This is a genomic window from Frankia sp. Allo2, assembly GCF_000733325.1.
GTDB classification, from domain to species: Bacteria; Actinomycetota; Actinomycetes; order Frankiales; family Frankiaceae; genus Frankia; species Frankia casuarinae.
Map to the genome: position 1 here is coordinate 15,860 of NZ_JPHT01000028.1, position 22,555 is coordinate 38,414.

Consider the following 22,555-nt stretch of genomic DNA (forward strand, 5'->3'; position numbering starts at 1 on the left):
AAGTGCCGTGTGGGGAGCACAAGCCGGGTTCGGGGGACGGGCGTGAACCGCCATCTCCTGTCGACTGAGGATCTCGACCGGGACGACGCGCTGCTGGTGCTGGACACCGCCGAACGGATGGCGCGGGTCGCCGAGGCGTCGGTGCGCAAACTGCCGACCCTGCGGGGCCGCACCGTCGTCAACCTGTTCTTCGAGGACTCCACCCGCACCCGTACGTCCTTCGAGGTAGCCGCCAAGAGACTGTCGGCCGATGTGATCAATTTTTCGGCGCGCGGGTCAAGCGTGTCGAAGGGCGAAAGTCTGAAGGACACGGCGCAGACCCTTGAGGCGATGGGTGCCGACGCCGTGGTCTGCCGGCATGCCGCGAGTGGCGCGCCGCACCGACTGGCCTCCTGGGTACGCGGCAGCGTGGTGAACGCGGGAGACGGCACTCACGAGCACCCGACCCAGGCCCTGCTCGACGCCTTCACCATGCGCCGCCGGCTCGGCCGGATCGACGGCCTCGCCGTCACCATCGTCGGCGACGTGCTGCATTCCCGGGTGGCGCGATCGAACGTGTGGCTGCTCGCCACGCTGGGCGCGACGGTGACCGTCGTGGCCCCGCCGACGTTGGTGCCCCTCGGAATCTCCTCGTGGCCGGTCGAGGTGTCGTACAACCTCGACGCCGTGCTGCCCAAGAGCGACGTGGTGATGATGCTGCGGGTCCAGCGGGAGCGGATGTCCGCGGCCTTCTTCCCGACCGAACGGGAGTACAGCCGGCGCTACGGGCTGGATGCCGACCGGGCGGAGATGTTGCCCGACCACGCCCTGGTGATGCATCCCGGCCCGATGGTACGCGGGATGGAGATCGCCTCTCGGGTCGCCGACTCCGCCCGGTCGACAGTCGTGGAACAGGTTGCGAACGGGGTGAGCGTGCGGATGGCCGTGCTGTACCTGCTGCTGGGTGGTTCCGGGGAGGTCTCATGACGACGCCCGCGGCGGAAACGTCGGAGGAAACGCCGGTGGGGAGGTCGGCGGGGACCTCCTGGGTCCTGCGGCGGGTCCGCCCGCTCGGCGGGGACCCCGTCGACGTCGTCCTCGCGGACGGGGTGGTGGCCGCCTGGCGACCGGCCGGCTCCACGCACGCCGGGGCCGGGGGACTGCCCGCCGGCACCACCGTGCTGGACACGGACGGGCTGATCCTGCTCCCCGGCCTGGTCGACCTGCACACCCACCTGCGGGAACCCGGCCGGGAGGACGCCGAGACGGTCGCCTCCGGCACCCGCGCCGCGGCCCTCGGTGGCTACACCACCGTGTTCGCGATGGCGAACACCAATCCGGTCGCCGACACCGCGGGGGTCGTCGAGCAGGTGTGGCGGCTCGGCCTGGACGCGGGTCACTGCGATGTCCGGCCGGTCGGCGCGGTCACCGTCGGACTTGCCGGCGAGCGGCTCGCCGAACTCGGCGCCATGGCCTCCTCCGCGGCGGGCGTGCGGGTCTTCTCCGACGACGGGCACTGCGTGTCGGACGCGCTGCTCATGCGCCGGGCGCTGGAGTACGTCAAGGCGTTCGATGGGGTGATCGCCCAGCATGCGCAGGAACCGCGGCTGACCGAGAACGCCCAGATGAACGAGGGCACGGTGGCTGCCAGGCTGGGGCTGCCGGGGTGGCCCGCGGTCGCCGAGGAGGCGATCATCGCCCGGGACGCGCTGCTGGCCGGGCACGTCGGCTCCCGACTGCACGTCTGTCACGTCTCCACCGCCGGATCGGTAGAGATCATCCGGTGGGCCAAGGCGAAGGGCTGGAACGTCACCGCCGAGGTGNCCCCGCACCACCTGCTGCTCACCGACGACCTGGTCTGCTCGTTCGNCCCGGTCTACAAGGTCAACCCGCCGCTGCGCACCGCCGAGGACGTCGCCGCGCTGCGCGCCGGGCTCGCCGACGGCACGATCGACTGCGTCGCCACCGACCACGCTCCGCACGCGCTGGAGGACAAGGAGACGGAGTGGGCCGCCGCGCGTCCCGGCATGCTCGGTCTCGAGACGGCGCTGTCGGTGGTCATCGAGACGATGGTCATCCCGGGCCGGCTGGACTGGGCCGGGGTCGCCGAGCGGATGGCACTGGCCCCGGCAAGGATCGGTGGCCTGCCGCGAACCGCGGCCGAGGTGTGGAGTTCCATAGCAGTGGGCGCGCCCGCGACCGTCACCCTGCTTGACCCGGCGCCGTGGCGGATGGTCGAGCCGGACGCGCTCGCCAGCCGCAGCCGCAACACGCCCTATGCGGGCCGGTCGCTGCCGGGAACGATCCGCGCCACGTTCCTGCGGGGACGGCCCACCGTGCTCGACGGGAAGATCGTATGACTGTTTCGCGCGCCGCCCTGTCGGCCGCCGGGCCCGCCGTCGCCCTGGACCGGGCGCCGGATCGCCTGGGGCTGCACCTGCTTCTCCTGCTTGGCCTGTTGCTGGTGTTCGTCGCGGCGGTCGGTTCGATGCGACGGGCGTGGCGCAACCGGGCCGAGCGTCAGGAGGAGGACCTTCCCGAGCTGCCCGTCCCGCCGGCGGAACCAGGCACGGTGTTCGCCGCTCCGCTGCGCGGGATGTACCTCGGCACCGTCGACGCCGGGCACTGGCTGGAATGGATCGCCGCCCGCGGGCTGGGCGGGCGGGCCGGCGGCTACGTCAGCGTGTACGAGACCGGGGTGCGGGTGGACCGCCCCGGCGAGGCGTTCTGGATCCCGCGCGAGGCCGTCCGCGGTGCCCGCCTGGAGCGGGCGCACGCCGGCAAGGTCTCCGCCCCCGGGCGTCTGATCGTCATCGCGTGGTCGTTCGGCGGGCACGAGTTGGAGACCGGTTTCCGCGGTGAGGACCGTGCCCGCCAGCCCAAGGTGGTGCGCGCCGTCCACGACCTGATCGGCCCCCCGCCCGCGCATCTGGCACCGGGCGACGTCACCTCGCCGCACGCGGTACCGCGGATCCGCCCGCGGATCCGGCCCCGGGCCGTCGCGCCCGGCCCCGGGCCGGTGGGCCGGTCCGGGCAGCGGCCGGGTTCCGGACAACCGACCGAGGAGATGCCGGCGATCCGGACCGGCCCTCGGCTGCGTTCCCGGGGGGAGCGGGCCCAGGCCCGCGGCGAGCGGGCGGTGCCCGCCGACCGGCGGCTCTACGCGGAGCGGTGGCGCTCGGACCAGCGACTCCCCGATCGGCGACACCAGGATGAGGGTCACCCCGACCCGCGCCGCTCCGACCCGCGCCACCCCGAGCGGCGTCATCCCGATCAGTGGCCGGCGGATCCGGAATCGGACCCCGGGTGGGTGGACCCGGAACAGCTTGATCAGTCTGACCCCGGCTGGTCGTCGGTCGACCCGTTGACCTCACCGCTCGGTGAGGTCAACAGGCTGAAGGAGGATCGGTGAGCACTCCCACCACGACGCCGACGCGAGCGGTCCTGATGCTGGAGGACGGTCGCAGCTTCGTCGGCGAGGCGTACGGGGCGATCGGCGAGACCTTCGGCGAGGCCGTGTTCTCCACCGGGATGACCGGCTACCAGGAGACGCTGAGCGATCCGTCGTTCCACGGCCAAGTCGTCATCATGACCGCCCCGCACATCGGCAACACCGGCGTCAACGACGAGGACTACGAGTCCGAGCGGATCCAGGTCGCCGGGTTCGTCGTGCGTGACCCCGCCCGGCGGGCCTCCAACTGGCGCGCCCGGGGCACGCTCGACGACGAGCTGGCCGCGGCCGGTGTGGTGGGGATCAGCGGGATCGACACCCGGGCGCTGACCCGTCACCTGCGTGAGCTCGGCTCGATGCGGTGCGGGATCAGCAGCGTGCTCGACGCCGACGCCGACGCCGACGCCGACGGTGGCCCGGTCGGCCCGGGCCCGGGTTCCGGCGCGGACGGCGAGCGGGCGGCGGCGCTCGACGCCCTGCTCGACCGGGTCCGCGCCTCCCCGGAGATGCTCGGCGCGGATCTCGCGCCCCGGGTCTCCACCCCTACCCCCTATGTGGTGGAGGCGGTGGCGGGCGCCGCGCTGTTCAAGGTCGCCGCGCTCGATCTCGGCATCAAGCGCGCGACGCCGGCCGCCATGGCCGCGCTGGGCTGCGAGGTGCATGTGCTGCCGGCCCGCACCACCGGCGAACAGCTGCTGGCGCTGGAACCGGACGGGGTGTTCCTGTCGAACGGTCCCGGCGATCCGGCGGCGGCGGACTATGCGGTTGACGCGCTGCGGACGGTGCTGCGGGCCGGTGTCCCGGTGTTCGGGATCTGTTTCGGGCACCAGCTGCTGGCCCGCGCTCTTGGCTTCGAGACGTACAAGCTCACCTACGGCCACCGCGGCGTGAACCAGCCGGTCGGGGATATGGCGACCGGGCGGATCGCGGTCACCAGCCAGAACCACGGCTTCGCCGTGCGGGCGCCGCTCACCGGGGTGACCGACACCCCGTTCGGCCGGGTGGTGGTCAGCCACCGCGGCCTCAACGACAACGTCGTCGAGGGATTGGAGTGTCTGGACGTGCCGGCCTTCAGCGTGCAGTTCCATCCGGAGGCCGCGCCGGGGCCGCATGATGCCTCCCCGTTGTTCGAGCGGTTCCGCGCTTTGATGGCGGACACCCGGGAGGGTGGCCGGGAGCGGAGTGAGCGATCTGTGCGGGAGGCCGGTCATGCCGAAGCATGAGGATCTGAGCAGCGTCCTGGTCCTCGGCTCCGGGCCGATCGTGATCGGCCAGGCGTGCGAGTTCGACTACTCGGGTACCCAGGCCTGCCGGGTGCTGCGCGCGGAGGGCCTGCGGGTCATCCTGGTCAACAGCAACCCGGCGACAATCATGACCGATCCGGAGATCGCGGACGCGACCTACGTCGAGCCGATCACCTCGGACATCGTCGCGAAGATCATCGAACGGGAGCGGCCCGACGCGATCCTGGCCACCATGGGTGGCCAGACCGCGCTGAACACCGCCGTCGCCCTGCACGACGCCGGTGTCCTGGACCGCTTCGAGGTCCGTCTGATCGGCGCGAATATCGACGCGATCCGCGCCGGGGAGGACCGTCAGGCGTTCAAGGACATCGTCGCCGCGGTCGGCGGCGAGACCGCGCGCAGCGCCATCTGCCACACCGTCGCCGAGTGCCTGACCGCCGGGGAGGAGTTCTCCTACCCGGTGGTCGTGCGACCCAGCTTCACCCTCGGCGGCGCCGGCAGCGGCTTCGCCCATGATTCCGGCGAGTTGCGCCGGATGGCGGCGGACGGACTGGCCGCGAGCCCGTCGACCGAGGTGCTGGTGGAGGAGTCGGTCCTCGGCTGGAAGGAGTACGAGCTCGAGCTGATGCGCGACCGCGCGGACAACGTGGTCGTGGTCTGCTCGATCGAGAACGTCGACCCGATGGGGGTGCACACCGGCGACTCGATCACGGTGGCGCCGGCGATGACCCTGACCGACCGCGAGTACCAGCGCATGCGGGACATGGCGATCGCGGTGATGCGGGCCGTCGGCGTCGACGCCGGCGGCTGCAACATCCAGTTCGCCGTCGACCCTGCGACGGGCCGGCAGGTGGTCATCGAGATGAACCCCCGGGTGTCGCGGTCCTCGGCGCTGGCGTCGAAGGCGACCGGCTTCCCGATCGCGAAGATCTCGGCGAAGCTCGCGCTCGGATACACCCTTGACGAGATCCCCAACGACATCACCCGCACCACGCCCGCGGCCTTCGAGCCGGCGCTGGACTACGTCGTGGTGAAGGTGCCGCGGTTCGCGTTCGAGAAGTTCCCCGGTGCCGACCCGACGCTCACGACGACGATGAAGTCCGTCGGCGAGGCGATGGGGGTTGGCCGCAGCTTCGCCGAGGCGCTGCAGAAGGCGCTGCGCTCGATGGAGGCCCCGGGCTCGGTGTTCTCCTTCGTCCCGCCCGAGGCGGACGCCGCCGACCTGCTGGAAGCCGCGCGGGTTCCCCACGACGGCCGGTTGCGTACCGTCCAGCAGGCGCTGCTTGCCGGCGCGGATCCCGACGAGGTCACCCGGGTCACCGGGATCGACCCGTGGTTCGTCGACCAGCTCGTCTTCCTCAACGAGACCGCGGCGATGATCAGCCGCAATCCGGCGGGCATCCGGCGGGCCAAGCGAGCCGGGTTCTCCGACGTCCAGCTCGCCGAGATCCTCGGCACCTCCGAGGACGTGGTCCGGGCGTTCCGCCACCGCACCGGCATCCGGCCGGTGTTCAAGACCGTCGACACCTGCGCGGCGGAGTTCGCCTCCGAGACCCCGTACCACTACTCCGCCTACGACGCCGAGACCGAGGTCGCGCCGAGCAAACGGCCGCGGGTGATCGTGCTCGGCAGCGGGCCCAACCGCATCGGCCAGGGCATCGAGTTCGACTACGCCTGTTGTCATGCGGTGATGGCGCTTTCCGACGCCGGCTATGAGACCGTCATGGTCAACTGCAACCCGGAGACGGTGTCCACCGATTACGACACCGCCGACCGGCTCTACGTCGAGCCGTTGACGGTCGAGGACGTGCTTGAGGTCGTCCACGCCGAGCAGCAGGCCGGGCCGCTCGCCGGGGTAATCGTCCAGCTCGGCGGGCAGACCCCCCTCGGCATCGCCGCGGCGCTCGCCGAGGCGGGCGTGCCCGTCGTGGGCACCCCGCCCAAGGCGATCCATCTGGCCGAGGACCGTGGGCTGTTCGGGCGTGTGCTGGCCCGGGCGGGCCTGCCCTCGCCGCCGCACGGGGTGGCGACCTCCTTCGCCGAGGCGCGCACGGTGGCCGAGCGGATCGGGTACCCGGTGCTGGTGCGGCCGTCCTACGTGCTCGGCGGGCGTGGCATGGAGATCGTCTACGACGACACGATGCTGCGCGACTACATCGATCGGGCCACCGCCATCTCCCCGGAACATCCGGTGCTCGTCGACCGGTTCCTCGACGACGCGGTGGAGATCGACGTTGACGCCCTCTACGACGGGGAGACGCTCTACCTCGCCGGGGTGATGGAGCACATCGAGGAGGCCGGGGTCCACTCGGGCGACTCGGCCTGCGCCCTGCCGCCGATCACGCTGGGCCGTTCGGAGCTCGACCGTATCCGGACGTCCACCGAGGCGATCGCGAAGGGCGTCGGGGTGCGGGGTCTGCTCAACGTCCAGTACGCCCTGCAGTCCGATGTGCTCTACGTCCTGGAGGCCAATCCCCGGGCGTCGCGGACCGTGCCGTTCGTCTCCAAGGCCACCACGGTGCCGCTGGCCAAGGCCGCCGCCCGGGTGATGCTCGGCGCGACCATCGACGAGCTGCGGGCCGAGGGCCTGCTGCCGCGCTCCGGCGACGGTGGCACCCTGCCGCTGGACTCGCACATCTCGGTCAAGGAGGCCGTGCTGCCCTTCGGGCGCTTCCGTGACGCCGGTGGCCGCGGCGTCGACACCGTCCTCGGGCCGGAGATGAAGTCGACCGGTGAGGTGATGGGCATCGACGACGGCTTCGGCACGGCGTACGCCAAGTCCCAGGCCGCCGCGTACGCCTCGCTGCCCACCTACGGCCGGGTGTTCGTCTCCGTGGCCAACCGGGACAAACGGGCGATGGTTTTTCCGATCAAGCGGCTCGCGGATCTCGGTTTCGTCGTCTACGCCACCGAGGGGACCGCGGACGTGTTGCGGCGCAACGGGGTCAAGGCGGTCGTCCTCGGCAAGCACTGGGCCCCCACCGAGGGGCTACTCGACTGTGTCGAGATGATCACATCCGGGCAGATCGACCTCGTCATCAACACCCCGTGGGGCGTCGGCCCGCGCCTGGACGGCTATGAGATCCGCACAGCCTGCGTGAGTGCCGGGGTTCCGTGCATCACCACGATCCAGGGTGCGGCGGCCTGCGTGCAGGGCGTGGAAGCGCTGGTACGGGGGGAGCTGGGGGTCCGATCGTTGCAGGAATACCACGCGGCGCTGCGGCAGGCGTGGGGCGGGGGACAACCGGGCGGCTCGCCGCCCGAATCCTCCGGCTCTGCGGCGTCTGAGTCCGCGGCGTCTGAGTCCGCGGCGTCTGAGTCCGCGGCGCCTGAGTCCGCCGTGTTCGGACCGGCGGCCAGGAGGAGCGGATGAGCGCCGGCCGGAGGAGCTCCGGCGGGAGGAGCGCGGCCGCGCCCCGCTTCACCCCGCCGCGGGGCCGGGCGCCGCTGGCGGTCGCGCTGGATGCCCCGGACGCCGCGACCGCGCTGCGCTGGGCCGCCGCGGTCGCCCCCACCGTGGCCGTGCTGAAGATCGGTCTGGAGCTGTTCTACCGGGAGGGCCCGGCAATCGTGACGGCGCTGCGCGCGGCCGGCGTGCTCGCCGGGGCCGGCGGCGCGGCGGTCGCCGCGGGCGGCACCGGGAGTGCCCCGGAGTTGTTCCTCGATCTCAAACTGCACGACATTCCCGCCACGGTCGCCGGGGGAATGCGCTCAATCACCCCGTTGGGCCCTCGTTTCGTGACCGTGCATGCGGCTGGGGGGGCGGCGATGATACGTGCGGCGATCGAGGCGGCCCCGGATGTCGAGGTAGCCGTCGTGACCGTACTCACCTCGCTGGATGTGGCGGCGCTCAGCGCGATCGGGCTCGCCGGACCCCCTTCCGACGCCGTCCGCAGGCTCGCCGTGCTTGCGGTCGAAGCCGGTGCGCGCACCCTGGTGTGCAGTCCGCGGGAGGTTCGAATGGTCCGTATGGAGCTTGGTAGCAATGTGACTCTCATCACTCCAGGCGTGCGACCGGCGGGGNCGGAAANCGGCGATCAGGCCCGAACCGCGACGCCGGAAGCTGCCCTTGTGGGGGGNTCTGACCTGGTCGTGGTGGGTCGCCCGATCACCGGTGCGCCCGACCCCGGGGTCGCCGCGAGGGCCATCGCCGCAGGTCTCAGCGCTGCCGGCAGGGCTGCTGACCTGCTGTGACGCCGATGGGACCAGGGTGTGTTCGTCCTGGTGCGGTACGAAGCGGTACGGTGGGGCCGCCGTAGACCGAAAGGGTGCGGCACGAGTGGGCCACCCCTTTCGTCCGTCAAAGCCTTCTCTTGTGCTGACAATATGTTCGCATCAGAGTGTTATGGCCAAGGCTGGACTGAGGAGTCCCTTCCTCGCTAGTTTGCGCGGCGCGATCACCGAATTGAGGAGGCGTACCCGTGCCCCTGCCGCCCCTAACGCCCGAGCAGAGGGCCGCCGCCCTCGAGAAAGCAGCGTTGGCTCGTAAGCAGCGTGCGGAACTCAAGGAGCGGTTGAAGAAGGCGGAGACCACGCTGGCCGCCGTCCTGGAACAGGCCGAGGCTGATGAGGTCGTCGGCAAGATGAAGGTTTCGGCTGTTCTTGAGTCGCTTCCCGGAGTGGGGCGCGTACGCGCCCAGAAGATCCGGGAACGGCTCGGGATCAGTCCGACCCGCCGACTGCGAGGACTCGGCGCCAAGCAGCGTGCCGCACTCCTCGAGGAGTTCGGCATGGCCTGATCCGGTGGAGTGGGAAAACCACTCCGCCAGCCCGGATCATGGTTACGGCGGGTAGCGGCGTTGACGGGAGGGTGGCGTCACTCACATTCTTCCGGCGATGTTGCCCTTCCTTCCGGTCGGATCGGGGGGCGGCATTTCTTTAACCTCCCCCGATCCGGCCGTCCCCGGGAAACCAGTCCCGTCCTCGTGTCCTCTGGGGACTGATGACCGGGTGCGCGCCGACTGACTGAGAGGTCCTATCGTGGTGCCCATGGGTCTTACAGTGCTGTCCGGGCCGTCCGGAGTCGGGAAGGACACCGTCGTCGCGGCAGTCCGGGAACGTCACCCCGAGGTCTGGGTCTCGGTCAGCGCCACCACGCGGCCACCGCGTCCGGGTGAGACTGACGGTGTCGAGTACCACTTCGTCGACGCCGAGGAGTTCGCCCGGATGGTCAAGGCCGGGGAGTTCGTCGAGCACGCGATGTTTGCCGGACACGCCTACGGCACCCCCCGCCGTCCGCTTCTCGAAAGGCTCGCCGCGGGTGTGCCCTGCCTGCTGGAGATCGAGCTGCTGGGCGCCCGGCAGGTGCGCTCGGCGATGCCACAGGCCCGTTTCGTCTTCCTCGCCCCGCCCACCTTCGACGAGCTCGTCCGTCGGCTGACCGGTCGGGGGACCGAGTCACCCGAGGTCATCGCCCGCAGGCTGGACCGGGCGCGCATCGAACTCGCGGCCGAGACGGAGTTCGACGACGTGATCGTGAACGACGACGTGCGGTCCGCGGCAGCCCGCTTGGTAGCATTGATGATCGGCTCGTAGGTCCGGCCCACCGGTCGCCCGCGCAGCCGGCATCTCCGTACAGCCCACATGCCGTACAGCCTCCTCCGCGCAGCCCGCCCTGCCCCCGCGTAGCCTGCGCTCCGCACTGTCCGGACGGCGCAGCCGCCTTGGACGTCCCATTCCGGAAGGACATCGTGGCCGGTACCGCCGCCCATCCCGAAGGCATCACCAACCCCCCCATCGACGAGCTCCTCGAGGCGACCGACTCGAAGTACAGCCTGGTCATCTACGCGGCGAAGCGAGCTCGTCAGATCAACGCCTACTACTCGCAGCTCGGCGAGGGTCTGCTGGAGTACGTCGGCCCGCTGGTCGAGACGACCAACGCGCAGGAGAAGCCGCTGTCGATCGCGTTGCGTGAGATCAACGCCGGCCTGCTCNCCCACGAGACCGTCGCCGACAGCCTCCCGCCGGTCTCCTGATGTAGGACGATGACCGAGATGCCCGATGCGGAGCGCTCCGGCACCGGGTTGTCCGACCCTCGGCGTCCCCGGGTCGTGCTCGGTGTGGCGGGCGGCATCGCCGCCTACAAGGCGGTGGAGGTGCTCCGCCGGTTCACCGAGTCCGGCCACGAGGTCCGGGTGGTGCCCACGCCGTCGGCGCTGCGGTTCGTCGGCGCGACGACTTGGGCTGCGCTGTCGGGAAACCCGGTCACCACGGACGTGTGGGACGATGCGGACGAGGTCGCCCATGTCCGGATCGGCCGCGAGGCCGACCTCGTCCTCGTCGCGCCAGCCACCGCGGACCTGATGGCCCGCGCGGCCGCCGGGCGCGCCGACGACCTGCTCACCGGCACCCTGCTGACGGCGACCTGCCCGGTCGTCTACGCGCCGGCGATGCACACCGAGATGTGGCAGCACCCGGCCACCCGGGCGAACGTGGCGACCCTGCGGGCGCGGGGAGCGGTGGTGGTTGAGCCGGCGGTGGGCCGGCTGACCGGCGCCGACTCGGGTCCGGGTCGCCTGCCAGAGCCAGCGGAGATCGCCGCGCTCGGCATGGCGGTGCTGGCCCGGGGNGCGGCCGGGGNGCGGCCCGATCTTGCCGGCCGGCATGTCCTGGTCACGGCCGGCGGCACCCGGGAGTACCTCGACCCCGTCCGGTTCCTCGGCAACGCCTCGAGCGGCCGTCAGGGGTACGCCGTGGCCAGGGCTGCCGTGGTGCGGGGAGCCTCCGTCACGGTGGTGGCGGCGAACGTCGCGCTGCCCGAGGTCGCCGGCGCCCGCACGATCCCGGTCACCTCCGCGGCGCAGCTGCGCGATCGGGTCCACGAGGTCGCGCCCTCGGCGGACGTGGTCGTCATGGCGGCCGCGGTCGCTGACTTCCGCCCCGGGGCGCCGCAGGCCTACAAGATCAAGAAGGAGTCCGCGGCCCCGGGCTCCATCCCGCTCGTGGCGAATCCCGACGTGTTGGCCGAGCTGCTGGCGAACCGCCGGCCCCGTCAGGTCCTCGTCGGTTTCGCGGCCGAGACCGGCGGTCCCGGCGGNGGGGNACTCGACCNCGCCCGGGCCAAACTGGCGCGCAAGCCGGTCGACCTGCTCGTGGTCAACGAGGTCGGCGCCGGCCTCGGATTCGAGGTGGAACACAACGCCGCCGTGGTACTGGACCCCCGCGGTGGCGAGACGGCGATCGAGCACACGAGCAAGGACCTCCTCGCGCATCGGATCCTCGACCTCGTGGTCGGCCTCACGGCCGATCGGACCGATGGAACGCCCGCGGAGGCGCTACGTGTACCCCTCGCGGCACCTCGGTAAGCTTCGTCGGAATCAGCCGGATCACCCAGGGGGTTAGTCCAGTGGCGACGCGCCTGTTCACGTCCGAGTCCGTCACCGAGGGGCATCCGGACAAGATCGCCGATCAGATCAGCGACTCGATTCTCGATGCCATGATCAAGGATGACCCGAAGAGCCGGGTCGCCGTGGAGACGCTCATCACGACGGGTCAGGTCCACGTCGCCGGCGAGGTCACCACGAAGACCTACGTCGACATCGCCTCCGTCGTCCGCGAGCGCATCCTGGAGATCGGTTACGACTCCTCCAAGAAGGGCTTCGACGGCGCGTCCTGCGGCGTCAGCGTGTCGATCGGCGCGCAGTCCCCGGACATCGCCCAGGGCGTCGACACGGCGCACGAGACTCGCGTCGAGGGTTCCGCCGACGACGAGTTCGACCGGCAGGGCGCCGGCGACCAGGGCCTGATGTTCGGGTTCGCCTGCGACGAGACCCCCGAGCTCATGCCGCTGCCGATCGCGCTGGCGCACCGCCTCGCCAGGCGGCTGTCCGCGGTCCGCAAGGAGGGCCAGATCGGCTACCTGCGCCCGGACGGCAAGACCCAGGTGACCATCGAGTACGTCGACGGGAAGCCGGCCCGGCTCGACACGGTCGTCGTCTCCTCGCAGCACGCCGCCGACATCGACCTGGACACCCTGCTCGCGCCGGACATCGCCGAGTACGTCGTCGAGCCGGAGCTGGCCCTGCTCGAGATCGCCACCGAGGGTCGCCGGCTGCTGGTCAACCCGACCGGCCGGTTCGAGATCGGCGGCCCGATGGGTGACGCCGGCCTGACCGGCCGTAAGATCATCGTCGACACCTACGGCGGTTACGCCCGCCACGGCGGNGGNGCCTTNTCCNGCAAGGACCCATCCAAGGTCGACCGCTCCGCCGCGTACGCGATGCGCTGGGTCGCCAAGAACGTCGTCGCCGCGGGTCTCGCCAGCCGCTGCGAGGTCCAGGTGGCGTACGCGATCGGCAAGGCGCAGCCGGTCGGCCTGTTCGTGGAGACCTTCGGCACCGGAACCGTCCCGGACATCCAGATCCAGGACGCGGTGACGAGCGTGTTCGACCTCCGTCCCGCCGCGATCATCCGGGATCTGGACCTGCTGCGGCCGGTCTACGCCCAGACGGCCGCCTACGGCCACTTCGGTCGCCCCGAGCTCGATTTCACCTGGGAGTCCACCGCACGCGCCGAGGCTCTCCAGCGCGCCGTCAAGGGCTGACCCGACGCTCCTCCCTCGGCCCCCGTGGGATCNCCCCGGCCCCNCCCGGGGCCCCTGTCCCGCCGGTCGCTGTTCCGGCGAGGGAACGGGGATGGAGGATGTCGTAGGCGGCTGGTACGAATGCCGTCATGACCGAGCACCCCGGCACCCTCCCCGGCCTCAGCCCGTCAGAGGTCGGCCGGGCAGAGGTCGGCCGGGCAGAGGTCGGCCGGGCAGCGGCCGGCCGGGCAGCGGCCGGGCCGGGGGGTGCCCGGTCGGGGGTTTCGCGCTCCGCGGGTTCCGGTTCGCCGCGGCCGCTCGCCGCGCGGCTGCCGGTGGCGCGGGTTGCCGTCGACACTGCGCTCGCCCATCTCGACCGTCCCTTCGACTACCTCGTGCCGGCGGACCTGGCTGACCTGGCGGTGCCGGGATCCCGGGTCCGGGTCCGGTTCGCGGGCCGGCTGGTCGACGGGTTCGTGCTGGAGCGTCGCGAGAGTTCCGACCATTCCGGTCAGCTTGCGCCGCTGGCCCGGTCGATCTCGCCGGAGCCTGTGCTGTCCGAGCCCGTCGCGAAACTCGCCCGCGCGGTTGCCGATCGTTACGCCGGCACGCTGGCCGACGTCCTCCGGCTCGCCGTGCCTCCCCGCCACGGCCGGGCGGAGGCCGCCTCACCGAGGCCCGAGGTCGTTTCGCCGGGGCCTGCGGCTGTCTCACCGGGGCTTGAGGCCGTGCCGCCGGAACCCGGCGAGTGGGGCCGCTATCCCACGGGGCCGTCGCTGCTCACCGCCCTGGCGGCGGGCAGGTCACCAAGGGCGGTCTGGTGGGCCCCGCCCGGCCCCGCCTGGCCGGAGATGATCGCCGCCGCGGCCGCCGCCACGGCGGTGTCCGGTCGCGGCGTACTCGTCGTCGTACCCGATCATCGTGATGTCGACCGGGTCGAGGCGGCGATGGTCGCCGCGGTCGGTCGGGAGACCACCGTCGCACTGCGGGCCGATCTCGGCCCGGCCCGGCGATATCGCGCGTTCCTCGCGGTCAGCCGCGGACAGGCGCGGGCGGTGGTGGGTACCCGCGCGGCGATGTTCGCGCCCGTGGCCGAGCTTGGCCTGGTGGTGGTGTGGGATGACGGTGACGACCTGCATGCCGAGCCGTTGGCCCCGTACCCGCACGCCCGAGACGTCGCCGTCCTGCGCTCCCGGCTCCAGGGGTGCGCGCTCGTGATCGGCGGGTTCTGCCCGTCGACGGATGCCGAGGCGCTGGTGCGCACGGGGTGGGCGCACCCGGTGGTGCCGCCCCGGGAGCAGGTGCGCGCGCTGGCTCCCCGGGTCGAGGCCACCGGCTCCGACCTCGAACACGCCCGTGACCCCGCCGCCCGGGCGGCGAGGCTGCCCTCCCTCGCGGTGCGGACCGCCCGGGATGCGCTGGCGGCCGGTCTGCCGGTACTGGTCCAGGTGCCGAGGAGGGGATACCAGCCGTCACTGGCCTGCGCGGACTGCCGACGGCCCGCCCGGTGCCCGCACTGTCAGGGGCCGCTGGGCCGGGCGGCGGGCGGCGGTGCGCTCTCCTGCCGGTGGTGCGGCCGTCCGGTCGCCGCGGCGGTCTGGCACTGCCCGTCCTGTTCGGGCCCGCGGCTGCGCGCCTCGGTAACGGGAGATCGTCGCACGGCGGAGGAACTGGGGCGGGCCTTTCCGGGCGTTCCGGTCCGCACCTCCGGCCGGGGCGGGGTGCTCGCCACCGTGCCCGCAGAACCGGCCCTTGTCATCTCGACCCCGGGGGCGGAGCCCGTGGCGGACGGCGGCTACGGGGCGGTGCTGCTCCTCGACGGCTGGGCTCTGCTGGGCCGTCCCGACCTGCGCGCGGGGGAGGAGACTCTGCGCCGGTGGNCCGCCGCCGCCGCGCTCGCCCGGCCCGCCGCTCGCGGGGGGCGGGTCATCGTCGCGGCCGATGCCGGACTAGGGCCGGTCCAGGCGCTCGTCCGTTGGGATCCCGGCACGTTCGTTGCCCGGGAAGCCGACGAGCGGGCGGAGCTGGGGTTCCCGCCGGCGACCCGGATGGCGTCCGTAGCGGGCACCGCCGCGGCGGTCGCGGAGCTGCTGGCCGCCGTCGAGCTTCCCGACGGCGCCGATGTGCTCGGGCCGGTACCGCTGCCCCCCGCACCGTCCGCGCGGGCCGTTCCCGACGGCGCGAACCAGGGCGATTCGTCTGCCGTGGGTGCCGGGCGGCGCGGCCCCGACGGCGCCACCTCCGGCCCCGAGGAGATCGAACGGGTCCTGATCCGGGTCCGGCGCGAGCGCGGTGCGGCCCTCGCGGCCTCGCTGCGATCCGCTCGCGGCGTCCTCGCGACCCGGCGAACCACCGGCCGGTTACGGATCCAGCTCGATCCCCTGATCCTCGGGTAGCGCCGGCATGGTCTGGTTCGCACCGCATGGCGTGGCCCCGCATACCACGGCCCGGGTACGCGTCATGGATCATGATCTTCGGCCGCGGGCCCGGTCCGGACCGCGGCCGTCCGCCACCTCCGAGCGTCGGCGGGGTACGGTCGTCGGCGGCGACAGGCCTGTGGACGTCAGCCCATACTCCCCGGCCGGAGAACGGCGGGATGCTCCCNGCCCGGTCGGACACCTCGGATCGATGACCCCCGGAGACGGTCACGGCGTCGGCAATGACGTCGCGACGGATCGGTGCTTCGCGTATGCGTCTTGTTTTCGCCGGTACCCCGGCGGTGGCTCTGCCCAGCCTGCGGGCGTTGATCGACAGCCCGCGCCATGACGTGGTCGCGGTTGTCACCCGGCCCGATCGGCCCTCCGGGCGGGGGCGGAAGGTGAAGCCGCCCCCCGTCCACGTCCTGGCCGACGAGGCCGGCATCCCGGTGCTCAGCCCGGACCGGCCCCGGGACCCGGAGTTCCTGGCCACGCTCGCTGGCCTCGCGCCCGACTGCTGCCCGGTGGTGGCCTACGGCGCGTTGCTACCGCCCGCGGCGCTCGCCATTCCCCGCCACGGTTGGGTGAACCTGCACTTCTCCCTGCTGCCGGCCTACCGCGGGGCGGCTCCGGTGCAGCGCACCCTGCTCGCCGGGGACGACCTGACCGGCGCGAGCGTCTTCCAGATCGAACCGGCGATGGACTCCGGTCCGGTCTACGGTGTCCTCACCGAGCGGGTTCGGCCGACGGACACCTCCGGTGACCTGCTGGACCGGCTCGCCGAGGCCGGCGCCGGGCTGCTGGTCGCGGTGATGGACGGCATCGCCGACGGGACGGTGCGGCCCGTGGCCCAGCCCGCCGAGGGGATCTCCTTCGCGCCGAAGCTGACCGCCGAGGAGGCCCGGATCGACTGGACGAAGCCGGCGATCGCGGTGGATCGGCTGGCGAGGGCCGCCACTCCCGCGCCGGGAGCCTGGACGACGTTTCGCGACCGGCGGCTCAAGATCGGTCCGGTGCGCCTCGGTGCGGTGTCCGGTCGGCCGGCCGGGCCGGTAGCGCTGCCCGCCGGGCTGCCGGCGGGGGGGCTGCCGGCGGGGCAGATCATGGTGCTCCCCGGCGGGGACGTGGCGGTCGGCACGGGCACGAGCCCGGTGCTCCTCGGTGAGGTGCGTCCCGAGGGGCGAGGCCCGATGGCGGCCGCGGCCTGGGCCCGCGGGGTCCGGATCGCCAAGGGGGAGACCCTCGGCGCGATCGGCGCGATGCCGGTCAGTGGAGGAACGTCGTGAGATCGGCCGGTTCGCCGGGCACCCGTGGGCCCCGGCCAGCGTCAAGCGTCGACCGGCCGCGGTTGCTGGCCTGGGAGGTGCTGCGGGCGGTGGACGAGCGCGGCTCCTACGCCAACCTGCTGCTGCCGTCCCTGTTGGCGGGCAGCGGGCTGTCCGCCCGGGACCGCGGGTTCGTCACGGAGCTCGCCTACGGCTCCCTGCGTGCGCAGGGCACCCTCGACGGGGTGCTCGACACGGCGACGAGTCGNCCCGTCCACACCATCGACCCGCCGGTGCGCGACGCGCTGCGCCTGGGCGCCTACCAGCTGCTGCGGACCAGGGTCCCGGCCCACGCGGCCGTGGCCAGCACCGTCGAGCTGGTCCGCACGACGAGTGGCGAGCGCCCGGTCCGCTTCGCGAACGCCGTGCTGCGTCGGGTGGCCGCCCGGGTGGCCGAGACCGGCGGCGATCTCGCCACGATGCTGTCCGCACCGCGGTTCGACGTCGACCCTGTCGGTCACCTGGCGGTCGTGACGACGCATCCCCGCTGGATCGTCGAGGTCGTCGCGGAGGCCCTGGCCGGCGACCTCACGGCGACCCGCGCCGCGCTGGAGGCAGACGACGTCCGACCCGCGGTACACCTGGTCGCCCGTCCGGGCCGGGTCGACCGTGACCGGCTGCTCGCCGAGGCCGCGCAGGCAGGTCTGACCGCCCGAGTCGGCCCCTACTCGCCGTATGCGGTACGCCTCGACGGCGGGGACCCGGCGGGGTTGCCCGCCGTGGCCGCGGGCGCGGCCGCCGTGCAGGACGAGGGCAGCCAGCTCGTCACCCTGGCCCTGGCCCGCGCGGCGACGGTGGGCCGTGACCTCGGGCTGACCGTCGACCTGTGCGCGGGCCCCGGCGGGAAGGCGGCCCTGCTCGCCGCGCTGCTCGGCGGCTCCGCCCCATCGGACGGGCCGGGTCTGCCGGACAGGCCGGGTCCACCGGACAGGCCGGCCCTGATCGCGGTCGAGCCCCGGGCGACCCGGGCGGCCATGGTGGCCCGGTCCCTGGGCGACGCGGCGCGGGCCTGGACGGTGCGCGCCGACGGCCGGGCGGTGCCGCTGCGGCCCGATGGAGCCGACCGGGTGCTGGTCGACGTCCCCTGCACCGGCCTCGGAGCACTGCGGCGCCGGCCGGAGGCCCGGTGGCGGCGGACCTCGGCCGATGTGGCCGCGCTCGTCCCGCTCCAGCGTGCGCTGCTCGTCGCCGCGCTCGACCTGGTCCGCCCGGGCGGGGTGGTGGCGTACGCGACCTGTTCCCCGCACCCGGCCGAGACCGTCGAGGTGGTGCGTGGCGTGGCCGGACAACGCGCCGACACCTCCATCCTCGATGCCCGCCTGACCCTGCCGGAGGTCGACCGGCTCGGTGACGGCCCGTTCGTCCAGCTCTGGCCGCATCTCCATGGCACGGATGCGATGTTCGTCGCCCTGCTGCGCCGGGTCGACAGCTGAGGCGTCGGACCCGGGAGCCGATACCCTCGCGAAATGGCCACCGCGCAGATCTACCCCAGCCTGCTCGCCGCCGACTTCGGCCGGATCGCCGACGCGGCCCTGGCGGTCGAGGGGCAGGCCGACTGGCTGCACGTCGACGTGATGGACTACCACTTCGTCCCGAACCTGGCGTTCGCGCCGGACACGGTGACGGCCCTGCGCGCGGTGACGGATACTCCGCTTGACTGCCATCTCATGATCGACGATCCCGACCGCTGGGCGGCCGGGTACGCCGAGCGCGGCGCGGCGAACGTCACCATTCACGCCGAGGCCGTGTCCGACCTGCCCCGCACCACCAGGGCGATCCGGGCGGCCGGGGCCCGCACCGGCCTCGCTGTGAAGCCGAACACCCCGGTCGAGCACTATCTCGACGACCTGCACCGGTTCGACCTGCTGCTGCTGATGACCATCGAGCCGGGTTTCGGCGGTCAGACGTTCATGACCGAGGTGTTGCCGAAGATCGAGGCCGCCCGGCGCCTGCTCGACGCCCGTGGGCTGGACCTGTGGCTGCAGATCGACGGCGGGGTCAACGCCGGGACGATCGAGCGGGCCGCGGTGGCGGGTGTGGACGTGTTCGTCGCCGGCACGGCCGTCTTCGGGGCGGCCGATCCGGGCCAGGCCGTCGAGCGGCTGCGTGAGCAGGCGCTGCGGGCGGCGCCCCGGCTGTCCCCGCCCGCGCCACGCTCGGCGGTCGGGCCGGCGTGACCGCGTCCGGTGGCTTCACCGGCGTCCGGCGGCTTCATATGCCAGACTTGAGGCAGTACAACCAGCAGCACGCGCGCTCCGGGGTCGGTGAAATTCCGAACCGGCGGTGACAGTCCGCGACCCGTCCGCAGGTACTGGGACGGCTGACCCGGTGGAATTCCGGGACCGACGGTGAAAGTCCGGATGGGAGGACGCGCGCGGGCCGAGTGCCCGCGGTGGTCGTTGACCGCTCGCGGGCGCGTGTCGGCGTGAGCGTGCCGGCGTGGTCCCGCGTGGTTTTTCCTCGCCCAGGGTGCGGGTGCCCGGGAGCGAGGGGCACGGGTCGGATGTTTACCGGCATCGTTGAAGAACTTGGCGTGGTGACCGCGGTGGATGCGCGGTCGGAGTCGGCGGCACTCACCATCGCCTGTCAGACGGTTCTGGGTGATGTGAGTCACGGCGCGTCCATCGCCGTCAACGGTGTCTGTCTCACGGTGACTTCCTTCGCCCGCCCGGGGCTCGACGGGGGCGCCGAGACCGGTACGGCCGGCGGCCCACCCGGCCCACCCGGCACAACGGACGGCCCGTCGGCGTTCACTGCTGACGTGATGCGAGAGACGCTGGTGCGTTCCTCTCTTGGGAAGCTCGCCGTCGGTGACCGGGTGAATCTCGAACGTCCCGTCCGGCTGGCGGACCGGCTGGGAGGCCACCTGGTCCAGGGGCACGTCGACGGCGTCGGCACGGTCCTCGACCGGCAGCCCGGTGAGGGCTGGGAGTTCGTGCGCGTCGCGCTCCCCGAGGGGCTCGACCGCTACCTCGTGGCGAAGGGCTCGGTGACGGTGGACGGGGTGAGCCTGACCGTCGTCGACATCTCGCCGGCCGGTGGCGACTCACCGGCCACCTTCACGGTCAGCCTGATCCCCACCACGCTCGAACTGACCACGCTGGGTCGCCGTGCGCCGGGTTCCCTGGTCAACATCGAGGTCGACGTGCTGGCCAAGTACGTCGAGAAGCTGCATGCCGGCCCCATCGAACCGAACGGACGACACCGATGACGACATCCGCGGCCGGCGCCTCCTCGACGGCCACCCTTCCCGCCGGTGCCCTTCCCGCCGGCTACGCCGACGTGCGGTTCGCCGCCATCGAGGACGCGCTCGCCGAGATCGCCGCCGGCCGCCCGCTCGTCGTCGTCGACGACGCCGACCGGGAGAACGAGGGTGATCTGATCTTCGCGGCGGAGGCCGCGACACCCGAGCTGGTCGCGTTCATGACGCGGTACACCTCCGGTGTGATCTGCGTGCCGATGGACGCCGCCGACACCGACCGGCTCGAACTGGACCAGATGGTCCCGCACAACACGGAGCGGATGGGCACCGCGTTCACCATCACCGTGGACGCCCGCGACGGCGTCTCCACCGGGATCTCCGCCGCCGACCGGGCCCGCACCATCCGGTTGCTGGCCGACCCGCGGACCACGCCCGGCGACCTGAGCCGGCCGGGCCACATCTTCCCGCTGCGGGCCAAGGACGGCGGGGTGCTGCGCCGCCCCGGCCACACCGAGGCCGCGGTCGACCTGGCCCGGCTCGCCGGGCTGCGGCCGGCCGGTGCGATCTGCGAGATCGTGAACGACGACGGGACGATGGCCCGGCTTCCCCGGCTCGCCGAGTTCGCCCGCGAGCACGGGCTGCTGCTGATCTCCATCGCCGATCTCATCGCTTACCGTCGGCGGACCGAGAAGCAGGTGGTGCGGGTCGCGGAGGCGTCGCTTCCGACGCGTTACGGGGCGTTCCGGGCGGTCGGGTTCCGCAACATCCTCGACGGCGTCGAACACATCGCGCTGATCCGCGGCGAGCTCGGTGACGGCGCGGACGTGCTGGTCCGGGTGCACAGCGAATGCCTCACCGGGGACGTCTTCGGCTCCCGGCGCTGCGACTGCGGAACCCAGCTCGACGCGGCACTGCGCATAATCGCGACCGAGGGACGCGGAGTGGTGCTCTACATGCGGGGCCACGAGGGCCGGGGCATCGGCCTGATGCACAAGCTGCGGGCCTACCAGCTGCAGGACGCCGGCCACGACACCGTCGACGCCAACCTCGCGCTGGGTCTGCCGGCCGACGCCCGTGACTACGGCACCGGGGCCCAGATCCTGGTCGACCTCGGCGTGCGCGGCATCCGGCTGCTGTCCAACAATCCGACGAAGCGGGCCGGGCTGGAGGGCTACGGCCTGCGCATCGTCGAACTCATCGGGATGCCGGTCACCCAGACGCCGGAGAACCTGCGCTACCTGACCACCAAGCGGGACCGGATGGGACACGTCATTCCCGGTCTGCCCAGCATTCCCGGTCTGCCCAGCATTCCCGGTCCGCCCGGCCTTCCGGGTCCGCCCGGCCTTCCGGGTCCACCCGGCCTGTCCGATCTGCCTAGGGCCGTGGGCGAGGACGAGCCGGCCGGCTCGCGCTGGATCCCGGGGGCGCCGAGGGCGCCGAGGGTACCCGTCACCTCCGGCTGCACGGCCGTCGCGGGCCCGGGTACGTCCGCCGGGGTCGACTGTGCCGAGGGGGAGGGTCTGTGAGCGGCCTCGGGGCTCCCGCGGAGGTGCTTCCGCCCGTCGCGGGCATGCGGTTGGCGGTGGTCGCCACCCGGTGGCACGCCGAGATCACCGATGCGCTGCTCGCTGGCGCGCTGCGCGCCGCGAAGGACGCGGGCCTCGCGGCGGCACCCGCCGTCGTGCGGGTCTCCGGTGCGGTCGAGCTTCCCGTGATCGCCGCCGCGTTGGCTGCGCGGCATGACGCCGTCGTCGCCCTCGGTGTCGTCATCCGGGGCGGCACCCCCCACTTCGACTACGTCTGTCAGTTCGTCACCGCGGGGCTCGCCCGCGTCACCCTCGACGCCCGCGTCCCCGTCGGCTTCGGCGTGCTCACCTGCGACACCGTCGAGCAGGCCCGGGACCGCGCCGGGCTGCCCGGGTCCAGCGAGGACAAGGGCCGGGAGGCGACCCTGGCCGCGCTGGACACCGCCGCGGTGCTGCGCGATCTGGAACTCGCCGGCTGAGCTCCCACGCCGTCACCGACCGAAACGTTCCGCATCAGGAGTTCACACACACGGTGCGAGGCCGATCCGTCCGCGTGACATGCTCTCGGTATGGTGTTGCCGTCACATGGCGATTCGAAGTGGATCGGGTGTGCCGGTCGTGTGTTCGCTGCTCGTGGCTCTGATTCCGGCTGTCCCGATCAGTCCGGTGCTCTTGTCGGGACGGCCGGTTACACGAGACTGTGGTCTCACGTCGTATCGGTGCCCTTGCGCTCTGGCGTCATACTTCGCGGTGGGATCGGCGGAGGTCCCGTCGGCCGGCACACATGGGGGCGGGGGTGGCGCGGATGGTAAGTCACGGTGGGAGTTGGAACGGTGACGAGGCGTCGGCGTCGACCGGCCCGGTCGGGGGGAATCCGGAGGCCGGGGAAC

General features: G+C 72.7%; 18 protein-coding genes and 1 riboswitch. All 18 genes read left to right on the plus strand.

Annotation, left to right across the window (positions count from 1 at the left end; genetic code table 11):
• Window positions 1-42: 42 nt before the first annotated feature.
• Entirely contained in the window at window positions 43-966 is a 924-nt protein-coding gene (locus tag ALLO2_RS17070) for an aspartate carbamoyltransferase catalytic subunit (RefSeq protein WP_023841496.1), read from the plus strand.
• Window positions 963-2,339, plus strand: a complete 1,377-nt coding sequence (locus tag ALLO2_RS17075; RefSeq protein WP_232235157.1) for a dihydroorotase — start codon at window positions 963-965, stop codon at window positions 2,337-2,339. Before ALLO2_RS17070 ends, ALLO2_RS17075 begins: the two co-directional genes overlap by 4 nt.
• Window positions 2,336-3,391: a hypothetical protein gene (locus ALLO2_RS17080; RefSeq protein WP_011437585.1), complete on the plus strand. Its 1,056-nt coding sequence runs from the start codon at window positions 2,336-2,338 to the stop codon at window positions 3,389-3,391. The genes ALLO2_RS17075 and ALLO2_RS17080 overlap by 4 nt, the downstream gene beginning before the upstream one ends.
• Before the next feature lie 35 nt (window positions 3,392-3,426).
• A complete protein-coding gene (gene carA / locus ALLO2_RS17085) occupies window positions 3,427-4,653 on the plus strand; it encodes a glutamine-hydrolyzing carbamoyl-phosphate synthase small subunit (protein ID WP_082456767.1) in 1,227 nt (408 codons plus the stop codon).
• Window positions 4,640-8,047, plus strand: coding sequence for a carbamoyl-phosphate synthase large subunit (gene carB / locus ALLO2_RS17090; protein WP_023841497.1), 3,408 nt, complete (start codon window positions 4,640-4,642; stop codon window positions 8,045-8,047). Before carA ends, carB begins: the two co-directional genes overlap by 14 nt.
• Complete coding sequence (pyrF, locus tag ALLO2_RS17095; RefSeq protein ID WP_035733391.1) at window positions 8,044-8,868, plus strand: orotidine-5'-phosphate decarboxylase; 825 nt, start codon at window positions 8,044-8,046, stop codon at window positions 8,866-8,868. The genes carB and pyrF overlap by 4 nt, the downstream gene beginning before the upstream one ends.
• 227 nt (window positions 8,869-9,095) lie before the next feature.
• A complete protein-coding gene (gene mihF / locus ALLO2_RS17100; protein WP_011437581.1) occupies window positions 9,096-9,413 on the plus strand; it encodes an integration host factor, actinobacterial type in 318 nt (105 codons plus the stop codon).
• 250 nt (window positions 9,414-9,663) lie between these two features.
• Window positions 9,664-10,209: a guanylate kinase gene (gmk, locus tag ALLO2_RS17105; protein ID WP_035733409.1), complete on the plus strand. Its 546-nt coding sequence runs from the start codon at window positions 9,664-9,666 to the stop codon at window positions 10,207-10,209.
• 155 nt (window positions 10,210-10,364) lie between these two features.
• On the plus strand, window positions 10,365-10,649 hold the full coding sequence (gene rpoZ / locus ALLO2_RS17110; protein ID WP_035733411.1) for a DNA-directed RNA polymerase subunit omega: 285 nt from the start codon (window positions 10,365-10,367) through the stop codon (window positions 10,647-10,649).
• An 18-nt stretch (window positions 10,650-10,667) separates the two neighbouring features.
• Window positions 10,668-11,978 (plus strand): bifunctional phosphopantothenoylcysteine decarboxylase/phosphopantothenate--cysteine ligase CoaBC, encoded by a 1,311-nt coding sequence (coaBC, locus tag ALLO2_RS17115; RefSeq protein WP_157493450.1) that lies wholly within the window; start codon window positions 10,668-10,670, stop codon window positions 11,976-11,978.
• 41 nt (window positions 11,979-12,019) lie between these two features.
• Window positions 12,020-13,216, plus strand: coding sequence for a methionine adenosyltransferase (metK, locus tag ALLO2_RS17120; RefSeq protein WP_035733394.1), 1,197 nt, complete (start codon window positions 12,020-12,022; stop codon window positions 13,214-13,216).
• Window positions 13,217-13,344: 128 nt separating this feature from the next.
• Window positions 13,345-15,591 carry a primosomal protein N' gene (locus tag ALLO2_RS17125; RefSeq protein ID WP_035733395.1) on the plus strand — a complete coding sequence of 749 codons (2,247 nt, stop codon included), beginning with the start codon at window positions 13,345-13,347 and terminating at the stop codon, window positions 15,589-15,591.
• A 293-nt stretch (window positions 15,592-15,884) separates the two neighbouring features.
• Window positions 15,885-16,898, plus strand: coding sequence for a methionyl-tRNA formyltransferase (gene fmt, locus ALLO2_RS17130; RefSeq protein WP_011437575.1), 1,014 nt, complete (start codon window positions 15,885-15,887; stop codon window positions 16,896-16,898).
• Entirely contained in the window at window positions 16,895-18,370 is a 1,476-nt protein-coding gene (locus ALLO2_RS17135; protein WP_011437574.1) for an RsmB/NOP family class I SAM-dependent RNA methyltransferase, read from the plus strand. Before fmt ends, ALLO2_RS17135 begins: the two co-directional genes overlap by 4 nt.
• A gap of 33 nt (window positions 18,371-18,403) precedes the next feature.
• Window positions 18,404-19,114, plus strand: a complete 711-nt coding sequence (gene rpe / locus ALLO2_RS17140) for a ribulose-phosphate 3-epimerase (protein WP_011437573.1) — start codon at window positions 18,404-18,406, stop codon at window positions 19,112-19,114.
• A 69-nt stretch (window positions 19,115-19,183) separates the two neighbouring features.
• Window positions 19,184-19,313: riboswitch (FMN riboswitch) on the plus strand.
• Between the two features lie 127 nt (window positions 19,314-19,440).
• Window positions 19,441-20,148, plus strand: a complete 708-nt coding sequence (locus ALLO2_RS17145) for a riboflavin synthase (RefSeq protein ID WP_023841500.1) — start codon at window positions 19,441-19,443, stop codon at window positions 20,146-20,148.
• Window positions 20,145-21,665, plus strand: a complete 1,521-nt coding sequence (locus tag ALLO2_RS17150; RefSeq protein WP_011437571.1) for a bifunctional 3,4-dihydroxy-2-butanone-4-phosphate synthase/GTP cyclohydrolase II — start codon at window positions 20,145-20,147, stop codon at window positions 21,663-21,665. The genes ALLO2_RS17145 and ALLO2_RS17150 overlap by 4 nt, the downstream gene beginning before the upstream one ends.
• A complete protein-coding gene (gene ribH, locus ALLO2_RS17155) occupies window positions 21,662-22,144 on the plus strand; it encodes a 6,7-dimethyl-8-ribityllumazine synthase (protein ID WP_011437570.1) in 483 nt (160 codons plus the stop codon). Before ALLO2_RS17150 ends, ribH begins: the two co-directional genes overlap by 4 nt.
• Window positions 22,145-22,555 lie beyond the last annotated feature (411 nt).